Here is a 17863-nt window from a genome sequence, read left to right as displayed (position 1 = left end):
CGGTTGACGCAACGCACTCTGGATTGGTTCGGACCACCGGCTTTGACTCAGAACAAAACGTTTTCGGGCCCCGTCGCGGCGGCCATGTTCCGCGCCGGACCGCTGACGTCGGCCGGAGCCATCTTTTGGGTGCATGGCGACAACATCGCCCGCCATGCCGGCAGCTATGCCGAGGCGCCCCCCACCATCAGCCACGCCCTGCACGATCCTTCGATCGCGGGTCCCTTCGCCATCGCCATGATCGTGTCGGCCGTCTTCCTGTCGCTGGCCATCGGCCAGGTGATGCTGGCGCTCCACCGCATCATCCGCCTTGAGCCGGCGGGCAGGCCCGCCAATATCGTTCTGCTCGCCGTCATCAGCGTCTGCGAGGCCGTGGCCGTGGCGGGCATGATTGTGCTCAGCCAGTACACCGGCAGCATCAATTCCCACCTCCATGACGTTGGAAGCTACATGCTTTTCTTCGGCCACGCCATCGGCATCAGCCTTTCGGGATGGCTCATCCGGCGCATGTTGGAGGCAGCGCCCGCGCAGTCCATCGCCCGAAACTGTCTCGAACCGGTGAGCCGCAACCCACGGCGCGCGCTCGCCGTCGCGCTGCTCAGCGCCTTCTATGGCGTGGTCTATTTTGGGGGCAAGATGTTGCCGGATCGGTTCGACTTCTGGCACGGGGCCGTTCTCAGCATCACCGAAGTGATCGTCATTATGGCTTTCCTCGCCTATCTCTCAACCTTCTGGCCATTGGTGAGGCTGGGGCGCCCGTCACTGGCATCTCCACCCGCACCGGAGCGGGGCCGCACCTGACGTGTCAGGGCATCTTGCGGGCAAGTGGAATCGCTTGCGAAGCGAAAGATGCACCAGTATCAAAAGCTTGAGCATGATCCGCAAAAGTGGTTCCACTCTTGCGGATCATGCTCTAAGCCCCCACCGCCTGCAGCCGGGCAGCGAGCGACTGTCTGGCCCAGGCCTTGCCATCATCGCCCACGAAGTGGCGAAATGGCGCGCCAGCGTCACGCGCGCCATCGAGGATCGCATCGACAACCTTGTCCGGATTACCAGCCGCCATCGCGCCGAACCCGGATAGAACCTGGTCGCGCATTGCCTGATAGGCCGGGTTCGCCATGGCCATCGGCATGGACCCCGCGAAGCCGGTGGCGAAATAACCCGGGTTGATGACAGTCACCCTGATCCCGAGCGGGGCGACCTCGGCCTGCAAAGCCTCGCTCGGGGCTTCGATGGCGTGTTTCGTCGCGGCATAAGCGCCGCCGAACGGCCATGAGGCGTGTCCCACGGCCGAACTGATGTTGATGATATGGCCCGCCCCTTGCGCCCGCATTACCGGCAGGACCGCCCGGACGAGCCGCATAGCGCCGAAGACATTGGTTTCGAACACATTCTGCAGATCGGCCTCGGTGACCTCTTCGATTCCGCCGAACAGGCCGTGGCCCGCGTTGTTCAGGAGGATATCGATCCGCCCGAAACGTTGTCCCGCCTTTGCGACCGCCGCCTCAACATCCGCCGTTACCCGCACGTCCGCCGTGAGGACCAGAAGCCTGTCGACGTGGCGCTTCGCGAGGGCGTCGAGCGGCCCCGTGTTGCGCGCCACCGCTACAGCGCGGTCGCCGTTGTCGAGGATTCGTTCCAGCACTCCCCGGCCAAAGCCGCTGGATGCCCCGGTGATGAACCACACCTTGCTTTCCATTTTCGATGTCCCTTTTGGATGACTATTGGATGGGTCCGGCCCCCGCGCGGAGCCGGACTTTCAGTTATGGGTCAGATCACCAGACCCAGGGTGCCGGCACCCATTCATAGGCGCCGTCCTTGCGGGCCACATGGCCCAGCCCCGGAAAGGGGAAGTGATAGGCCATGGTCAGCGTGCGGTCTGTCGCCAACTGGTCCGGAAGCTTTGCGCGCGTCGCGGCGGCCTGCCCCGGATCCTGATCGACGATCGGCGTCCATTCCGGATGAGCCATTCCGGTCACATAGTTGTGGACCACATCGACGATGTTGATCAGATCTGCATCGCCCGACGAAACCCGGAAGGCAACGTGCCCCGGCGTATGCCCGTGCGTGGCGATGGTCGAAACGCCCGGGACCACATCAGCCCCGGCCTTGATCAAGGTAATCTTGTCCTTGATTGCCGCAAGGTTGGCTTTTACCGCCGGAAGCAGCGCCGACCGCAGCCCGTCGGGTACACCCGCCGCGACCAGCTTGGCTTCGACGTCGTCGGCAGTCCAGAACGCCCATTCGTCTTCGGCCATGACGAACGTGGCGTTGGGGTAGTTCAGCTTGCCCTCCGCCGAAAGGATGCCGCCGATGTGGTCGAAATGGCCGTGGCTCAGAACAACCGTATCGATGGTCGAGGGATCAAGCCCCGCCGCAGCGAGGCGAGATGGCAAATGCCCGCCAAGCGGCCCCATCAGGCCCGCGGCTCCGGTGTCGAAAAGCACCCTGTTCTTGCCGGTATCGACCAACAGGTTGTTGATGTCACCCCGCGCCAGGTCGCGTGGCAGGAAGTGGCTTTCCAGAAGGGCTTCGACCTCTTCCTTCGGCGCAGCCGGACCGGTGAAGACCGGGTAGACCGGGAAGTTCGGGGCCGGCCCGCCGCCATCGGAAACCGAATAGGCCTGGAATGCGCCGATCCTGAACGGGTAGACCCCGACCGCCGGGGTGGCCGGCGAGGCCTCGGCGGCAGCCCCGCCTGCCACGCCCGGCAGGATATTCGAAACGGTTGCGGCACCGGCTGCCAGCGCAAGGGCCCCGCTGGTCCGCAACACGGTGCGGCGGTTGAGAACAGGCAAAGTGGTATGCATCGGTATAACCTTTCTTGCGTTTTTGGAAAGAAGATGTATTGTTTCGGAAATTAAAGTGACCGAACACTTTAAGTTTGTCAAGAGCTGGTGCGGAGAAAGCGATGCCAAGGGTTTCCATGCGGGATGTGCTGATCGAGGCAGGCCAGAAGGTCCTGCACGAACGCGGCTATGCAGCCACTACGGTGCAGGACATCGCGGCTGTGGCGGGCGTGCCAAAGGGCTCATTCTTCAACCATTTCGGCACCAAGGAGGCCTTTGCAGCCCTTGCGCTCGAACGCTATGTAAGCGCGCGGGAGGCCGGACTTGCCGGTCTGATGGACAACGACGGCCTGCCGATCCTGCAGCGGGTCACGCTTCTGATTGATGCGGTAAGCAACCGCGTAATGGCAGCAGGGGCGCGCGATGGCTGCCTGGTCGGCAATCTTGGCATCGAGGTGACGGGAGCAAGCGAACCCCTGCGCCAGCAACTATCCGAAGCCTTCCGCCGCTGGCGTGCACCTCTGGCGGGAGCGCTTGCCCGGGCGCAAGCGCGGGGCGAGATCGCGATGACTATCGAACCCGCCGCCATGGCCGACTTTATCCAGAACGGACTGCAGGGCGCGATGCTGCGCGCAAAGGTCGACCGGACATCGGCCTCGATCGACCAGTTCAAGATGATAGTGCTCGAACTGCTGGGCCGTTAGCGATGACGAGATGCATGAAACTGGCCCGCCCGGACCGTGAACCGCCGATAGCGATGCCAAGTTCAAAACGCCGCCCATAGCGGCAGCACACTGTAGAACGAAATCGCCAACGAAGTACTCTGCTCTCCCCCACAGAGTGCGCCGCATACGCCCAAGACTGCCGCTCTTCCAACTAAACGGGATTTGCTCAAGAATCAGAGAAGGGCAAACTGCGTTCCCTTGATCTCACGCGAGTTCTGATTGCAATTTCATGAGAACCGCTTTCAACTCCGCGATCCGCATCCGGCCGCAGCAGACGCTGCCCGCCGGAGTCTTTGTGAAAGTGGGACCGTTTCTCTCATCTACCGAGCCGTCACCCGTTTGTTCAGAACCGGTACTTAAGGGTGGCGCGCACCACGCTGAAGGCATAGTCGGCGTTGCCCTTCTGCCTCACATTGTTGAAGTCATCATTGAGCGTCTCGTCGGCGAGGAAGACGTCGCCCGAATCGCCCCAATTGTAGCTGCCAAGATTGACGTAGAGATATTCGGCACCGAGCAGCCAGCGGCCGGCGCCATATTCGATGCCGCCGCCCAGCGTCCAGCCGGCCCTGTAGCCGTCTTCCTCGCCTGACCAACTGAGCGATTCGCCGTCGTTGTTGCTGGCTTCCAGCGACTGCTTGATTTTCATATGGCCCCAGGCAAGGCCGCCGGTGCCATAGATCAGCACGTCACTCATGGCATAGCCTAACCGCGCACGCACCGTTCCGAACCAGTCTGCGCTATAGTCGATCTTGTCCGTGCCCGATGCGGTCTCGGGCGTCATCACCTGGCTGATGGCGTCGCCGACGTTGTGGCTCACGCTGCTGTTGAAGCCGATGTAGTTGACGTCAGCCTCGGCGCCCAGCACGAAGTTGGAATACTGCCAGTTATAGCCTGCCAGAAAGCCGCCGGTGAACCGCAGGTCATCTGCGGTGTCGCTGAAGTCGAAGTTGTCGATCAGCGCGCGCGTTTCGTCGTCAATTTCGGCCGAACCGGTATAGACGTAGTTGGAGCTGAACTCGCTGCTGTTGATGGCCGCGCCGGCGTTGACGCCCAGATAGCCGCCCGACCAATCATAGGTCGAGCCTGCAAGGCCGAGATCGCCCGCCCGCGCGCCCCCTGCCCAACCGGCGAGCATCAGAGTGGCGCAGGATGCGAGAAGCAACGTCTTCATGGTGAGTCTCCGGCGATGAAATTAGCGATTTCAAAACCGAGCATCGCAGGAAATGGCTTACGAAAGATGAATCCGGCGCATTGTTCGTGGAAACCGCGTCCGCCCGGACAGGCGGCGAGTAGACTCTCCGCGCGCGAAGGTCCTTACACAGAGCGGAGTGGTCAGCCAGGTGGAGCCGCCGTTAAAGAGGCGTAAACTGGACCGGACCTGCCGTCAGCCTCATGCCGTCGGACGTGATGGGCTGGCAGGTCGAGGGTGTGCCCTTGGGCAGCCAGCTCGTGGGGTTGCGGGCCTGACACAGCTTGCCGTCGGCGGCTTGCCAGATGCCGGTTCCGGTGCCCCTGCCCGCCTGGTCATATTCGAAGGTGCCGTCCTTATAAAAGGTCACAGTGCCTTTCATGCTGGGCGCGGCATAAGTGAATTTGCGCTCCGCCAGCGCATTGGTGATCTGGGCGGCGGTGAGCGCGTTGCCTACCGGCAGCGGCCCCGGAGCGGGCGCAACCGGCGCCGTGGTGACGGGCGCAAGATCGGGCGTCGTCTTGCCCGATGCGCAGGCGGCAAGCCCCACGGCTGCCGCCGCAAGCATCAGGCCGGAAAGGCCGCGGGCGAATCGCATTGCGTCAAACTCCTTCCGCCAACACCACGACGCGGGTGCCGATAGGAACGCGGCGATAGAGTTCCTCCACGTCCTGGTTGATCATGCGGATGCAGCCGGATGAAGCGTTGTGGCCGATCGACATCGGGTCGGTGGTGCCATGGATGCGGTAGAGCGTGTCCTGGCCGTTCTGGAAGAGATAGAGAGCGCGCGCGCCCAGCGGATTATCCGGGCCGCCCGGCATGCCGTTAGCCCATTTTGCCTTCTCCGGCACGCGTGCGATCATTTCCTTAGGGGGAGTCCAGCGCGGCCACATGACCTTGCGGCCGATGTCGGCAAGGCCAGCCCAGCGGAACCCATCCTTGCCGACAGCACAGCCCCAACGCAGCGCCTGGCCGCCCTCCTGCACCAGGTAGATCTGGCGGTTGGGCGTGTCGACGATGATGGTGCCCGGCCACTGGCGGCCAGTGTAGGCCACCGCCGCCGGACGGAAGGGGGCGGGAATCTTGCTGTAGTCGAAGGGGGGCAGCGGATAGGGATCGTCATCGGCAGCCTGCGGAAGGGCCGCAGTGGACAGGGGAACCGACAGCAGGGCTGCGGACGCTCCAGTCAGGACTGCGCGGCGGGAAAGCATCATGGTCCTCTCGTCGGGTGTGGAAATCACTGTTGTGTCGTACCAAATTGCCGGGCAAACGGTAAGCACAGATTAACGATAGCTCGCAGCTTGTGAGGGATTGTCTGACAGAAAGCAATTGAACTCGAATTAATGCTACCGCAGATTTATCGATTGCACTCCCGGTCCGCAAGCTCTCGTCAGCCCTTGACCCTCAGACTCGCCGGATCATGCAGCGCCGCCAGGTGGATGCGGGCCGCCACCACCTGCTTTGCCACCACCAGCTCATAGCGGCCTGACCGGAGATAGGCGTCGTCCACCCCCTCGGCGCGGCGCACATAGCCATACCCCACGGGCCGCCCCACCGTGTAGCCATAGCCGCCGCTGGTGAGATAGCCCGCAAACTGGCCGTCGCGGAGGATGGTTTCGCGCCCCGCCAGCACCACGTCATCCCGCTCCGCGGTGAAGCCCGCCAGCATCTTCACCAACGGTTTGGAGGCGATGGTCTCGCTCGCCGCGCGGCCTAAGAAGTCCTCGTTCGTCCGCAACTTCACCGCCCAGCCGAGCCCGGCATGGAAGGGCGAGTCGTTGGGCGTGATGTCCGCCCCCCAGGCGCGGTAGCCCTTCTCAAGGCGGAGCGATTCGATGGCGCGGTAACCGGCGGGCACAATGCCGTGAGGGCCGCCGGCCGCCATCAGCGCATCGAATAAACTTCCGGTTGCGGCGATCGGCACATGCAGCTCCCAGCCGAGCTCGCCCACATAGGTGACACGCAGCGCCCGAACTCGCGCCCCGGCAATGGCGATCTCGCGCACCGTGCCGAAGGGGAAGCCGGCGTTGCTCACATCCGCTTCGGTCACCTTGGCGAGAATGGTGCGTGACGCCGGGCCCATGAGCGAGAGCGTGCCCCATTGCTCGGTGACGTCGGTGAGGCTCGCATCGAGGCCCGGCCGGAGATGCTCCCTGATCCACGCGAAATCATGAGTGCGGAAGCCGGTGCCGGTGACGATATAAAAGTGATCCTCGGCGAGTTGCGCCACCGTGAGGTCGCATTCGATGCCGCCGCGGCTGTTGAGCATCTGGGTATAGGTAAGCTTGCCAGGCCCGCGCGCCACGCGGTTGGCCGCGATGAAGGTGATGGCCTCCGCCGCGTCCCGGCCCTTCAACTCATACTTGGCGAAGGACGACTGGTCGAACAGCCCGGCGCGCTCGCGCACCGCCCGGTGCTCCTCGCCCACATGCGGGAACCAGTTCTGGCGGCCCATCGAGTAAACGTCCTTGGGTTCGACATCCGGCGGCGCGAACCAGTTGGGCCGCTCCCAGCCAAGCTTGGAGCCGAAACAGGCGTTGAGGCCCTTCAGCCGCTCATAAAGCGGCGAGACGATGCGCGGGCGGCCGCTCTGGTATTCCTCATGCGGGAAAGCCACCGTGTAATGCTTGCCGTAGGCCTCGAGTGTCCTTTCGCAGGTCCAGGCGCGGTCCTTGTGCAGGCCGGAGAAGCGGCGGATGTCGACGGCCCAGAGGTCCATCGGCGCCTCGCCCTTCGCCGCCCATTCCGCCAGCACCCAGCCCGCACCACCGCCCGAGGCGATGCCGAAGGCGTTGAAGCCCGCTCCGACATAGAAGTTCTTCAGCTCCGGCGCGCGGCCAAGGATGAAGTTGCCGTCAGGCGTGAAGCTCTCCGGGCCATTGATCATCTTCTTGACGCCGGTCTTGGCAAGTGCGGGCACGCGCACCAGCGCTTGCGCCATATGCTGCTCGAAATGGTCCCAGTCATCCTCGAAGAGCTGAAATTCGAAGTCGCCCGGCACGTCACCTGTGGTCCAGGCAATGGGGTCCGGCTCGTAGCCGCCGAAGACGAGGCCGCCCACCTCCTCCTTGAAATAGGTGCGGCGGTCGGGGTCGCGCAGCGTCGCGGCATCGGGGCTGAGGCCCTCCACCTTTTCGGTGATGACATATTGGTGCTTCACCGGCTGCAGCGGCACGGACACGCCCGCCATGGCGCCGATCTGGCGGGCCCACTGGCCGCCGCAGTTGATGACCGTCTCGCAGGCGATGGTCCCCCGATTGGTGCGGATCGCCGTCACCCGGCCTTGCGCGATGTCGAAGCCCTCGACGCGGCAGCCCTCGACGATTTTCGCGCCATGCATGCGGGCACCCTTGGCCAGCGACTGCGCAATGTCCGAGGGTGAGGCCTGCCCGTCCGTCGGCAGCCACGAGGCGCCGGCGAGATCCGACACATCCATCAGCGGCCACATCTTCTTGACCTCTTCGGCTGAGACGAGGTGCATCTCCATGCCGAAGCTCTGGGCGGTTGTTGCCAGCCGCTTGAACTCCGTCCAGCGATCCTCGGTGGTCGCGAGCCTGAGACAGCCGGTCATCTTCCAGCCGGTGGCAAGTCCCGTCTCCCCGTCGAGCCGCTTGTAGAGATCGACCGAGTATTTCAGTACCTGGGTAATCGAGGCCGAGGAGCGCAGCTGGCCCACGAGGCCCGCCGCATGCCAGGTGGAACCGGAGGTGAGCTTGTTCTGCTCCAGCAACACGACGTCAGCCTTGTGGTCCCGTGCCAGATGATAGGCCGTCGAGCAGCCGATGATGCCGCCGCCGATCACCACATATTGCGCATGCGAAGGAAGGGTCATAATAGGTCCAATTCGTGTGGGGCCATGATGAAGGAAGTCGGGGGAAAGTTCATCCTTATAGTCAGGCCCTCTTTATTGCCGTCGCCCCGGCTTTCGCTTAGCGTCCCGATGGTGGGGCTGACGGTCCGGGTGTGGTATTTGGGAGAGACTGCCAGCGCGCCTCCGGACCTGCCGCCGCCATCGCCCACAACCTCCCAGTCCGCCTCAATGCCCAAGCACGCGAATGGCGGGAGAACAAGTCGGAAACTAATCCCGCTTCAGGTCCGGCGGGGCCGCCTCGTCCTTCAGCGCGGCGATCACCGCGTCGAGTGTCATCTGGGTCTGGTCCTGTGATCCGAGGCGGCGGACGTTGACGGCGCGTTCTTCCATCTCGCGCTTGCCGACGACGAGGATGACCGGAACCTTGCCGACCGAGTGTTCGCGGACCTTGTAGTTGATCTTTTCGTTGCGGAGATCGGCCTCGGCTCGCAAGCCCGCCTTGCGCAGCATGCCGCGTACCTCTTGCGCATAGGCGTTGCTGTCGGACGTGATCGTCGCCACAACCACCTGGGTGGGCGCGAGCCACAGCGGGAAGTGGCCGGCGAAATGCTCGATCAGGATGCCGAGGAAGCGTTCCATCGAGCCGCAGATGGCGCGGTGGATCATCACCGGCGCCCTCTTCTCGCCGTCGGCTCCAATATAGAAGGCGCCGAAGCGTTCGGGCAGGTTGAAGTCCACCTGCGTTGTGCCGCACTGCCAGTCACGGCCGATCGCGTCGCGCAGCACATATTCGAATTTGGGGCCGTAGAAGGCGCCCTCGCCCGGGTTCACCGCCGTCTTGATCTTGCCCCCGGAGGAGGCCGCGATCTGCTCCAGCACCTTCGACATGATGCTTTCGGCCCGGTCCCAGGCCTCGTCCGAGCCCACGCGCTTTTCGGGGCGCGTCGAGAGCTTCACCACGATCTGGTCGAAGCCGAAGTCCTTGTAGGTGGAGAGGATCAGATCATTGATGGCGAGGCATTCATCCGCCATCTGGTCTTCGGTGCAGAAGATATGCGCGTCATCCTGCGTGAATCCGCGCACCCGCATCAGGCCGTGCAAGGCGCCGGACGGCTCGTAGCGGTGGACATTGCCGAATTCGGCGAAGCGCAGCGGAAGCTCGCGGTAGGAGCGGAGCCCATGCTTGAAAATCTGCACGTGGCCGGGGCAGTTCATCGGCTTGATGGCGAAGACCTGGTCGTCCTCGGTCGTGTCGCCGGCGGAGGTGGCGGCGAACATCGCCTCCTTGTACCAGCCCCAGTGGCCAGAGGTTTCCCACAGCGACTTGTCGAGGAGCTGCGGCGCGTTCACCTCGTCATAGCCGAGCTTGGCGAGGCGGCGGCGCATGTAGGCGATCAACTGCTGGAACATTGTCCAGCCCTTGGCGTGCCAGAACACGACGCCCGGGCCCTCTTCCTGAAAATGGAACAGGTCCATCTCGCGGCCGAGCTTGCGGTGGTCGCGTTTCTCGGCCTCCTCCAGCGCGTGGAGATAGGCCTTGAGGTCGGCCTCGTTGGCCCAGGCGGTGCCGTAGATGCGCGTGAGCATCGGGTTCTTCGAATCGCCGCGCCAATAGGCGCCTGCCACCTTCATGAGCTTGAAGGCATTGCCGATCTTGCCGGTCGACGTCATATGCGGACCGCGGCACAGGTCGGTCCAGCCGCCCTGGTCGTAGAACTTGATGTCCTGGCCCTGCGGGATCGCATCGATGAGTTCGACCTTGAACAGCTCGCCCTTGTTGCGGAAGAACTGCTTGGCTTCCTCGCGCGTCTTGGTGGTCTTGGTGAAGGGTTTGTCGCGCTGGATGATCTCGCGCATCTTCTTCTCGATCGCCGCGAAGTCCTCGGTGGTGAAGGGCTCGTTGCGGAAGAAGTCGTAGTAGAAGCCGTTCTCGATGACGGGGCCGATCGTCACCTGCGTGCCGGGGAAGAGCTCCTGCACGGCCTCAGCCAGCACATGGGCGCAGTCATGGCGGATGAGCTCAAGCGCTTCCGGGTCATCGCGCGTGACGATGCGGAGTGTCGCATCGGTGGTGATGGGATCGGCGAGGTCGACCAGCTGGCCGTTGACGACCGCGGCCACCGCCTTCTTCTCGAGCGACTTGGAAATTCCTGCCGCCACATCGCGGGCGGAGACCCCGGCTTCGACCTGGCGCCCGGCGCCATCCGGGAAGGTCAAGGAAATCATCTCTGTCCTCCTGCTCACTCCCGCCAACGAAGCGGGTAAGCGAAATGTTGAAGTGCGGTGCGGGTTTAGGGGCGCGCAGCGGCGGGGTCAAGGTCATCGTCCTCTCCTGCTGAAGGAGCGGGAGAAGATGCATCGGGAGCCATCCGCCAGACCGGGCCTTCATACACCTCCGGCACTGGATCGAAGCCCGACTGGCCCCAGGGGTGGCAGCGGCACATGCGGGCGAAGCCGAGCGCGACGCCATGTTTCACGCCATGCTTGGCGATGGCGTCACTCGTATAGTCGGAACAGGTCGGCAGATAACGGCAGCGGCGCCCGATCAGCGACGATAGTGTCAGCTGGTAGAACCGGATCAGTGCCAGGAGAATGGTTTTCATGTGCTGGCCGGACTATAGGCTTTGCGCATGTCAGACACAAAACCCAATATCCTCTTCGTCATGGCCGACCAGCTGGCCGCGCAGTTCCTGCCCTTCCACGGGCACAGGCTGGTGCAGACGCCGAACCTGTCGCGGCTGGCGGCGGAAGGTGTCGTCTTCGAAAATGCCTATTCGACGAGCCCGCTGTGCTCGCCCGCGCGGGCGACCGTGATGAACGGGCTGCTGCCCTCGCGCACCGGGGTCTATGACAATGCGGCCGAATTCCCCTCCTCCATCCCCACCTGGGCGCATTACCTGCGGCTCGCGGGCTACAAGACCTGCCTGTCGGGCAAGATGCATTTCGTAGGCCCCGACCAGCTCCACGGCCTCGAGGAGCGGCTGACCACCGACATCTACCCCGCCGACTTCGGCTGGACGCCGGACTGGCGCTTGCGGCAGGAGCGCATTGACTGGTGGTACCACAACATGACCTCGGTGCTGCAGCCCGGCATCGCCGAGATCACCAACCAGCTCGAATTCGACGACGAGGTTGCCTTCCTGGCGATCCGCAAGATCTATGACTATGTGCGCTTCGACCCGGACAAGCCCTTCTGCCTGATGGCCTCCTTCACGCACCCACATGACCCTTACGCAGCGCGCAAGAAGTTCTGGGACCTTTACCGCGACGAGGACATCGACCTGCCCGCCGTGCCGCGCATGGAGCGCTCTCAGCTCGATGCCCACAGCCAGCGGCTTTATGACGTCTCGGCGATAGACGACTACACCGTCACCGAGGATGACTTGCGCAAGGCGCGCCATGGCTATTATGCCAATATCTCCTATGTCGATGACTTGCTTGGGCAGATGATCGCGGCGCTGGAGGCGTCCAGAAAACTCGATGACACGGTGATCGTGTTCACCTCCGACCACGGCGACTTCCTCGGCGAGCGCGGGCTCTGGTACAAGATGAGCTATCTCGAACCCTCGGCGCACGTGCCGATGCTGGTGTGGAACCCCAAGCGCTTCAAGGCGCGGCGGGTGAAGGAGCCGGTGACGCTCGCCGACATCCTGCCGACGCTGGTGGATATCGGCAATGACGGGAAGGCAAAGCTGGCGCGGCCGGTGGACGGACGTTCGCTCTATCCGCTGCTGACGGGCGCTCCGGAAACCCCGGAGGGCACGGCCTGGGGCGAGTATCTGGCCGAGGGCGCCATTGCGCCCATCCACATGCTGCGGCGGGGCCCATGGAAATTCATCCATTCGCCGGCCGACCCGGACCAGCTCTACAATCTCGAGGACGATCCGCTCGAAGTAAAGAACCTCACGGGGTCTCATCCGATTGCGAAACAGTTCCGCGCCGAGGTGGAGGCGAAATTCGACATTGCGCGCATCAACGCGCAAGTGCTCGAAAGCCAGCAGGCTCGGCACATGATGTTCGAGGCGCTGAAGCACGGCAGCCGCTTCCCCTGGGATTTCCAGCCGCTGCGCGATGCCTCCGAGCAGTATACGAGGAACCACATGAGTGTGACGGACCGGGACCTGAAGTCCCGCTATCCGCAGGCGCCGGACATCGAAGACAAGCGGCGGACGTGAGGGGCGCTGCTCCCCTCCGGCCTTCGCCGGGAAGACGCCATAGCTACATCAATATCAATATGGTGTGCCGTCCTTGTGCGTCAGGCGGTACTTGCCGCCTTCCTTGACCGCCAGCATGTCGGCGTCCGGGTAATGCGCGCGGTCGCCTTCCGACCTTGTTCCGACTTCGAGGTACATGGCGGGAGCGGCCGACCTGTTGACCAGCATGTGGCCGTTGGGCACCGCGGCCTTGAAGCCGGCGCACATGCCGGGGGTGAGCACATGCTCGCCCTCGTCATCGACCAGCGTCACCTCACCCTCGAGCACATAGACGAACTCGTCCTCGCTCTCATGCCAGTGGCGGTGGGCGGAGGACGAGCCGGGGGCCAGCACGGTGAGGTTCACGCCGAACTGGGTGAGGTTGAACGCGTCGCCCAGCGCCCGTTTGGCGCGGCCCTCGAGGGCTGCCGCATAGGGCGGCGGGTAGATTGTCTTCGTCCGGGCCGGAAGGTCCAGCGCCTTGATGGGCTCAGCCATGGGCGGCTTCCCTTTGCTTTGCCTCGATCTGGTTCACCGCGTCGACCACCGCATCGAAGGCGAGAAGTGTGGAGGCATGGCGGGCCTTGAAGTCACGGACCGGCAGCAGGGCTTCGAGGTCGGCCCATTTGCCGGAGGGGGGCGGCCCCTCCTCCTTCAGCATCCTGTACATCTGGTCGCGCAGGCTCCGGAGCTCGCCGGGCGTCGAGCCGACCACGTGGCGGGCCATGATCGAGGAGGATGCCTGCCCCAGGGCACAGGCCTTGACCTCCTGGCCGAAGTCCGAGACCACCCCGTCCTTCATGTTGACGTCGACCATCACCTTGGAGCCGCAAAGCCTCGAAATGGCGACGGCCGTGGCATCCGGGGCGGCCAGGCGTTGCAGCCGGGGTATGTCTGCCGCGAGGGCCAAGATCTGGCGGTTGTAAATCTCGTTAATCATTCCGGCATCCTAGCCCATCCGCCTGTGGCCCGAAACCGCCGTTTGGCGGTTTGCCAGCAGACCCTGCCCCATGATATGGGGGCGGCTTGCACCCGGGCGCAAGTCCGGCCTGTCATGCGGAAAGCGAAGTCTGGATCATGGAAGCCGTCGTCAAGAAGATCCCAGCAAAGCCCGTGAAGCGCCCCACGCAGGAAGAGGCGGAGGCGGCGGTCCGCACGCTGCTCGCCTGGGCCGGCGACAACCCGGACCGCGAGGGTCTGCTCGACACCCCGAAGCGCGTGGCCAAGGCCTTCCGCGAATATTTCTCGGGCTACGAGGACGATCCGGCGGAAGCCCTGTCGCGCACCTTCACCGACGTGGGCGGCTATGATGACATCGTCATGCTGCGCGACATCGAGTTCAACTCGCATTGCGAGCACCATATCGCCCCCTTCATCGGCCGCGTTCACGTGGCCTATCTGCCGAAGGTCTCGGTCGTCGGCATCTCGAAGCTTGCCCGCGTGGTGGAGATCTTCGCCCGCCGCCTGCAGACGCAGGAGACGATGACGGCGCAGATCGCCAACGCCATTTCGGATGCGCTCGCCCCGCGCGGCGTGGCCGTGCTGGTGGAGGCGGTGCACACCTGCATGTCGATGCGCGGCATCGGCAAGCGCAACGTGGCCACCATCACCACCCAGTTCACCGGCGAATTCAAGACCAACCCGGTGCTGCAGGCGCGCTTCATGGAACTCGTGCGCGCGCCGGGCAACGGGTTCTCCCTCTAGATGAGCTCGGACCCCGACGAGACCGGCGGGTTTCAGCCGAGGTTTGATTCATCAGGCCTGATCACCGCCGTCGTCAGCGATGTGCGTGACGGAACGGTGCTGATGGTTGCCCACATGAATGCCGAGGCCCTGCGCCTGACGCAGGAAACAGGCATCGCGCATTTCTGGAGCCGTTCGCGCCAGGCGCTGTGGAGGAAGGGCGAGACGTCCGGCGAGACGCTCAAGGTGACCGATATCCTCACCGACTGCGACCAGGACGTGTTGCTGCTGAAGGCCATTCCCGAGGGCAAGGGTGCGGCCTGCCACACGGGCCGGCGCAGCTGCTTTTATCGCCGCGTCGACGGCGATGCGCTCGTCCTCATCGACGCGCAACGCCTGTTCGATCCGGGCGACGTCTACTGACGCCTGCGCCGTGACCTGCGCCTGAGACGCTCAGCCCGCCGAGGCAATGTAAATCTTCATCTGATCGGCCTCCGCCTCCATTGATTCCATGCGGAGCTTGACCACGTCGCCAATCGAGATCATGCCGGCGAGCTTGCCGTGCGCCACCACGGGCAAGTGGCGGATGCGGTGCTCGGTCATGAGCTGCATCAGCTCCGTCTCGGAATCGGCCGGCGTGCAGGTGCGGACCCTGGCCGTCATGATGTCCCTTGCGGTCTTGTGAACGACGCCAGCGGCATCGCCCGCCATGGCGCGAACGATGTCTCGCTCGGACACGATGCCAGCGATCGCGTCTTCGGCATCGAGCACCACCACCGCGCCGATGCGGTGACGGGCCAATGTGTCGACGATGGACTGGACGTTATCCGAGGGAGCAACGGTCACCACCGCGGTGCCCTTCTGCCTGAGGATGTGAGCTACTGCCATTCTGGAGTCTCCTTCCTGCAAGTGAATGACGGAAAGGTTACCACGGTTTCAGGCCGAGTGCATCCTTGGCGCAAGCACATAGAAGGCGATAATCCCGGCGATGAAACCGCCGATATGGGCTTCCCAGGCGATGGAACCTTCCGCGGGGAAGCTGTTGCCCGTCCAGCCGGTGCCGCCTGAAAACAGCGTGATGGCCAGCACAACCGCGGTGAAGACCAGCGCCTGCCGGTTGCGAAGAAGTTCGGATAGACGCGCGGGGCGCCAGCCGCCATGCGGCAGGCGCTCGCTATACATCAGCGGGATGGCGGCCCCCATCAGCCCCATGACCCCGCCCGAAGCGCCGACGATGATCGTATTTTGCCCCCAGTGCAGGACGAGGCTGCACAGGCCGCCGGCGACACCGGAGACGAGCGCGAGCAGCAGGAACCTGGCATTGCCGAGGTAACGCGCTGCGGGTGTTCCGAAAATCAGGAGCCAGACGCAGTTGAGCACGAGATGCGTCCAGCTGCCGTGGAGCAGCATATAGGTCGCGAGCGACCAGTATTGCGCACCCCATGGCATGGGATAGTCCGCCGTGGTGAAACGTGCCGGAATCAGGGCGAGCGCATAAAGCGACCACACCTGCCAGTCCTCACCGAGGAACCACAGGCCCACATGCATGGCCACCAGCACCGCAACGACTGCGGCGACGATGGCGGGAACGTTGACGGCCGGCGGCGCCTTGGCCCTGGCCCAGTTGCCGCGCGGGGGAAGTTGCTCCGGCATGCCTGGTTCTTTCTCCTGGCACGAAGGCTGCAGATCCGAGCCTCGTGAGATCAATTTGGGACACCGGGGCATGACGGCCCGGAGAGGGTTGAGCATGAGGGTTAGCGGGGAGGCGCCGGCAAGCCAAGAGGATTTCATCCTACATCCGGGCGCCCGCCTGCTTCTGGGCCATTGGCTGGCGCTGAAGGGCGGACGCCCCGCGCCGTCGCGCGGCGATCTTGATTTGAGACAGTTACGCCGGCAGGCGCCGTGGCTGTTCATCCTGTCCCTCGGGGGCGAGGCCGATCGCTACACCTATCGCCTGGCGGGGACGGGCATTTGCGGATTCATGCGGCACGAGATCACCGGCACCGGCTTTCTCGCCGGCTGGGGGCACTTCGAGCGCGGCGCCATCGCACGCGCGCTGGGCGGAGTGACGGGCAGGTTTCAGCCGGCGCATTTCCGTATCCATTATCTGACGGACCGGGGGCAGAAGATCAGCGCCGACATGATGGCCCTGCCGATAACGGCACGCGACGGCCAGGCCGTGCATGTGCTGGGCGGACTCTTCCCGCATGGCAGCCCGGAACTCTGGAACTATGACCAGCTGGCGCCTTCCGGCCTCGCCGGTATCCGATTGTTCGCGGGCGACACCGGCGAAATGGAGGTGGCAAACGCTGCGCAGGCCCCCCGCAAGTTCCGCCTGATATCGGGTGGACTTGATCGACCCTGACACTTCCCGCGCCGGAGACCACGCGTGACACAGTTCGGCAAAAGGCTGGCCAGCGCAGCCGAATCCGCCGCCCTTATGCCACAGAGCTTCCCCGCCAGGCTGCTGCTGACAGACGGCAGCGAGCGCCACTGCGCGGTGACGGCCATCGACCCCGACAGCGCCCTGTTCCTTTGCGAGGACCAGGTGCCGGAGGGTACGCCGCTCGCCGCCTATATCGAGGAGATCGGCCGCGTCGATGGCGTGGCGGGCGAGGCCGCCGAGCACGGCTTCTGGGTCAATTTCAGCTTCGCCGGCAACCGCCAGCCGCATTTCGTCCGCCACCTGCGCTGGCTGATCCGCCGCGACCATGGCCTTGCCGCGGCCGAGCGCCGCCATACCCGCTTCGAGCCGCGCAACCGGCAGGCCCGCTTCATGCTGCCCGGCAGGAGGGAGCAGCACTGCGAGGTGATCGACATTTCGCTGTCCGGCGCCGGCATCAGGAGCCGGATGCTGCCATCGATCGGCTCGCCCGTCACGCTGGGGCGGATGAAGGGCCGCGTGGTGCGCCACTTCGCGGACGGCTTCGCCCTGGAATTCCTGATGCCGCTGGAGCGCAGCGACCTCGACAGCGCGCTTAGCTGAGCGATAGACTTCGCCCCTCACTTAAGCCGGGGGTTCGATCCATGCCGCCGCTTGCAAACTATCTTTCCTCATCCTCCCTTCCGGCCGATGGCCTGCTGGCGGGGCGCATGTGGAGCCCGGTTGTGGGGGACCCTGCGTGGTGAAGCGCGACGGCGACCGGCTGGTCAATGTCACCGCAACCTTCCCGACGATGCGCGAGCTGCGCGAGGCGGCCGACCCCGCGGCCGCTGCACCTGACTTTGCCGATCAGCTTGTTGCGCACGGTTTGCCAGTGCGGCAGCACCTTCTGATGCTTGTTGCGGCGATGCTGGATGCGATCCTTGATGCCGCGGGCTTTGAGGGCCTCGCGGCGGGTCCGCTTGTGATAAGCCTTACCGGCATAGACCGCCTTCTCGCCGCCCATGATGAGATCGCCGGTCACTTCGCTCTCATAGGTCTTGGCGCCCGTCAGCCGGCGCGCCCGGATCAGGCCCGATCCCTGATCGAC

19 protein-coding genes and 1 pseudogene are annotated in these 17863 nt (G+C 64.3%); 7 read left to right on the top strand and 13 right to left on the bottom strand.

Features of this window, described 5'->3' with window-relative positions; all coding sequences use genetic code 11:
* Nucleotides 1-42: 42 nt before the first annotated feature.
* Nucleotides 43-801, top strand: coding sequence for a hypothetical protein (locus IOC82_RS07785; RefSeq protein ID WP_290545615.1), 759 nt, complete (start codon nucleotides 43-45; stop codon nucleotides 799-801).
* Nucleotides 802-913: 112 nt separating this feature from the next.
* Here the strand turns inward: IOC82_RS07785 and IOC82_RS07780 are convergent, their stop codons facing one another.
* Together IOC82_RS07780 and IOC82_RS07775 are read right to left on the bottom strand one after the other, a co-directional pair.
* Entirely contained in the window at nucleotides 914-1687 is a 774-nt protein-coding gene (locus IOC82_RS07780; RefSeq protein ID WP_290545614.1) for an SDR family oxidoreductase, read from the bottom strand.
* Between the two features lie 88 nt (nucleotides 1688-1775).
* Entirely contained in the window at nucleotides 1776-2810 is a 1035-nt protein-coding gene (locus tag IOC82_RS07775; RefSeq protein WP_290545613.1) for an MBL fold metallo-hydrolase, read from the bottom strand.
* Between the two features lie 101 nt (nucleotides 2811-2911).
* Between IOC82_RS07775 and IOC82_RS07770 the strand changes: the two genes are divergently transcribed.
* Nucleotides 2912-3493, top strand: coding sequence for a TetR/AcrR family transcriptional regulator (locus tag IOC82_RS07770; protein ID WP_290545612.1), 582 nt, complete (start codon nucleotides 2912-2914; stop codon nucleotides 3491-3493).
* Nucleotides 3494-3857: 364 nt separating this feature from the next.
* On the opposite strand, the gene IOC82_RS07765 is transcribed toward IOC82_RS07770, so the two are convergent.
* The 6 genes from IOC82_RS07765 to yidD all read right to left on the bottom strand — a co-directional run bounded on the left by IOC82_RS07765 (nucleotide 3858) and on the right by yidD (nucleotide 11117).
* Nucleotides 3858-4685 carry a hypothetical protein gene (locus IOC82_RS07765; RefSeq protein ID WP_290545611.1) on the bottom strand — a complete coding sequence of 276 codons (828 nt, stop codon included), beginning with the start codon at nucleotides 4683-4685 and terminating at the stop codon, nucleotides 3858-3860.
* Nucleotides 4686-4866: 181 nt separating this feature from the next.
* Nucleotides 4867-5301 (bottom strand): hypothetical protein, encoded by a 435-nt coding sequence (locus IOC82_RS07760; protein WP_290545610.1) that lies wholly within the window; start codon nucleotides 5299-5301, stop codon nucleotides 4867-4869.
* A 4-nt stretch (nucleotides 5302-5305) separates the two neighbouring features.
* Nucleotides 5306-5917, bottom strand: coding sequence for a L,D-transpeptidase (locus IOC82_RS07755; RefSeq protein WP_290545609.1), 612 nt, complete (start codon nucleotides 5915-5917; stop codon nucleotides 5306-5308).
* A gap of 176 nt (nucleotides 5918-6093) precedes the next feature.
* On the bottom strand, nucleotides 6094-8535 hold the full coding sequence (locus tag IOC82_RS07750; protein ID WP_290545608.1) for an FAD-dependent oxidoreductase: 2442 nt from the start codon (nucleotides 8533-8535) through the stop codon (nucleotides 6094-6096).
* A 246-nt stretch (nucleotides 8536-8781) separates the two neighbouring features.
* Nucleotides 8782-10740 (bottom strand): threonine--tRNA ligase, encoded by a 1959-nt coding sequence (thrS, locus tag IOC82_RS07745; RefSeq protein ID WP_290545607.1) that lies wholly within the window; start codon nucleotides 10738-10740, stop codon nucleotides 8782-8784.
* A 65-nt stretch (nucleotides 10741-10805) separates the two neighbouring features.
* Nucleotides 10806-11117 (bottom strand): membrane protein insertion efficiency factor YidD, encoded by a 312-nt coding sequence (yidD, locus tag IOC82_RS07740; protein ID WP_366935657.1) that lies wholly within the window; start codon nucleotides 11115-11117, stop codon nucleotides 10806-10808.
* A gap of 27 nt (nucleotides 11118-11144) precedes the next feature.
* Between yidD and betC the strand changes: the two genes are divergently transcribed.
* Nucleotides 11145-12689 (top strand): choline-sulfatase, encoded by a 1545-nt coding sequence (gene betC / locus IOC82_RS07735; protein ID WP_290545606.1) that lies wholly within the window; start codon nucleotides 11145-11147, stop codon nucleotides 12687-12689.
* Nucleotides 12690-12743: 54 nt separating this feature from the next.
* Here betC and IOC82_RS07730 read toward each other — a convergent pair whose 3' ends face one another.
* Both IOC82_RS07730 and IOC82_RS07725 read right to left on the bottom strand, forming a co-directional pair.
* Nucleotides 12744-13205: a cupin domain-containing protein gene (locus IOC82_RS07730; RefSeq protein WP_290545605.1), complete on the bottom strand. Its 462-nt coding sequence runs from the start codon at nucleotides 13203-13205 to the stop codon at nucleotides 12744-12746.
* Complete coding sequence (locus IOC82_RS07725) at nucleotides 13198-13647, bottom strand: iron-sulfur cluster assembly scaffold protein (RefSeq protein WP_290545604.1); 450 nt, start codon at nucleotides 13645-13647, stop codon at nucleotides 13198-13200. The genes IOC82_RS07730 and IOC82_RS07725 overlap by 8 nt, the downstream gene beginning before the upstream one ends.
* Nucleotides 13648-13784: 137 nt before the next feature.
* Here IOC82_RS07725 and folE point away from each other — a divergent pair, with 137 nt between their 5' ends.
* Together folE and hisI are read left to right on the top strand one after the other, a co-directional pair.
* Nucleotides 13785-14411, top strand: coding sequence for a GTP cyclohydrolase I FolE (folE, locus tag IOC82_RS07720; RefSeq protein WP_290545603.1), 627 nt, complete (start codon nucleotides 13785-13787; stop codon nucleotides 14409-14411).
* Nucleotides 14412-14813, top strand: coding sequence for a phosphoribosyl-AMP cyclohydrolase (gene hisI / locus IOC82_RS07715; RefSeq protein WP_290545602.1), 402 nt, complete (start codon nucleotides 14412-14414; stop codon nucleotides 14811-14813). It begins immediately after the preceding gene.
* 30 nt (nucleotides 14814-14843) lie between these two features.
* Here the strand turns inward: hisI and IOC82_RS07710 are convergent, their stop codons facing one another.
* Together IOC82_RS07710 and IOC82_RS07705 are read right to left on the bottom strand one after the other, a co-directional pair.
* Entirely contained in the window at nucleotides 14844-15278 is a 435-nt protein-coding gene (locus tag IOC82_RS07710; protein ID WP_290545601.1) for a CBS domain-containing protein, read from the bottom strand.
* Between the two features lie 48 nt (nucleotides 15279-15326).
* Complete coding sequence (locus tag IOC82_RS07705; RefSeq protein ID WP_290545600.1) at nucleotides 15327-16043, bottom strand: rhomboid family intramembrane serine protease; 717 nt, start codon at nucleotides 16041-16043, stop codon at nucleotides 15327-15329.
* A gap of 70 nt (nucleotides 16044-16113) precedes the next feature.
* Here IOC82_RS07705 and IOC82_RS07700 point away from each other — a divergent pair, with 70 nt between their 5' ends.
* Both IOC82_RS07700 and IOC82_RS07695 read left to right on the top strand, forming a co-directional pair.
* Nucleotides 16114-16755 carry a PAS domain-containing protein gene (locus tag IOC82_RS07700; protein WP_290545599.1) on the top strand — a complete coding sequence of 214 codons (642 nt, stop codon included), beginning with the start codon at nucleotides 16114-16116 and terminating at the stop codon, nucleotides 16753-16755.
* Nucleotides 16756-16779: 24 nt separating this feature from the next.
* Nucleotides 16780-17376, top strand: coding sequence for a PilZ domain-containing protein (locus IOC82_RS07695; protein WP_290545598.1), 597 nt, complete (start codon nucleotides 16780-16782; stop codon nucleotides 17374-17376).
* A gap of 58 nt (nucleotides 17377-17434) precedes the next feature.
* Here IOC82_RS07695 and IOC82_RS07690 read toward each other — a convergent pair.
* Nucleotides 17435-17863 (bottom strand): annotated as a pseudogene (locus tag IOC82_RS07690) (hypothetical protein); the annotation flags it as partial.

The organism is Aestuariivirga sp., from assembly GCF_020252395.1.
In the GTDB taxonomy this organism is placed as follows: Bacteria; Pseudomonadota; Alphaproteobacteria; order Rhizobiales; family Aestuariivirgaceae; genus Aestuariivirga.
The sequence above is the reverse complement of the archived record's forward strand: the minus strand, read 5'-3'. Positions and strand labels throughout refer to the sequence as shown.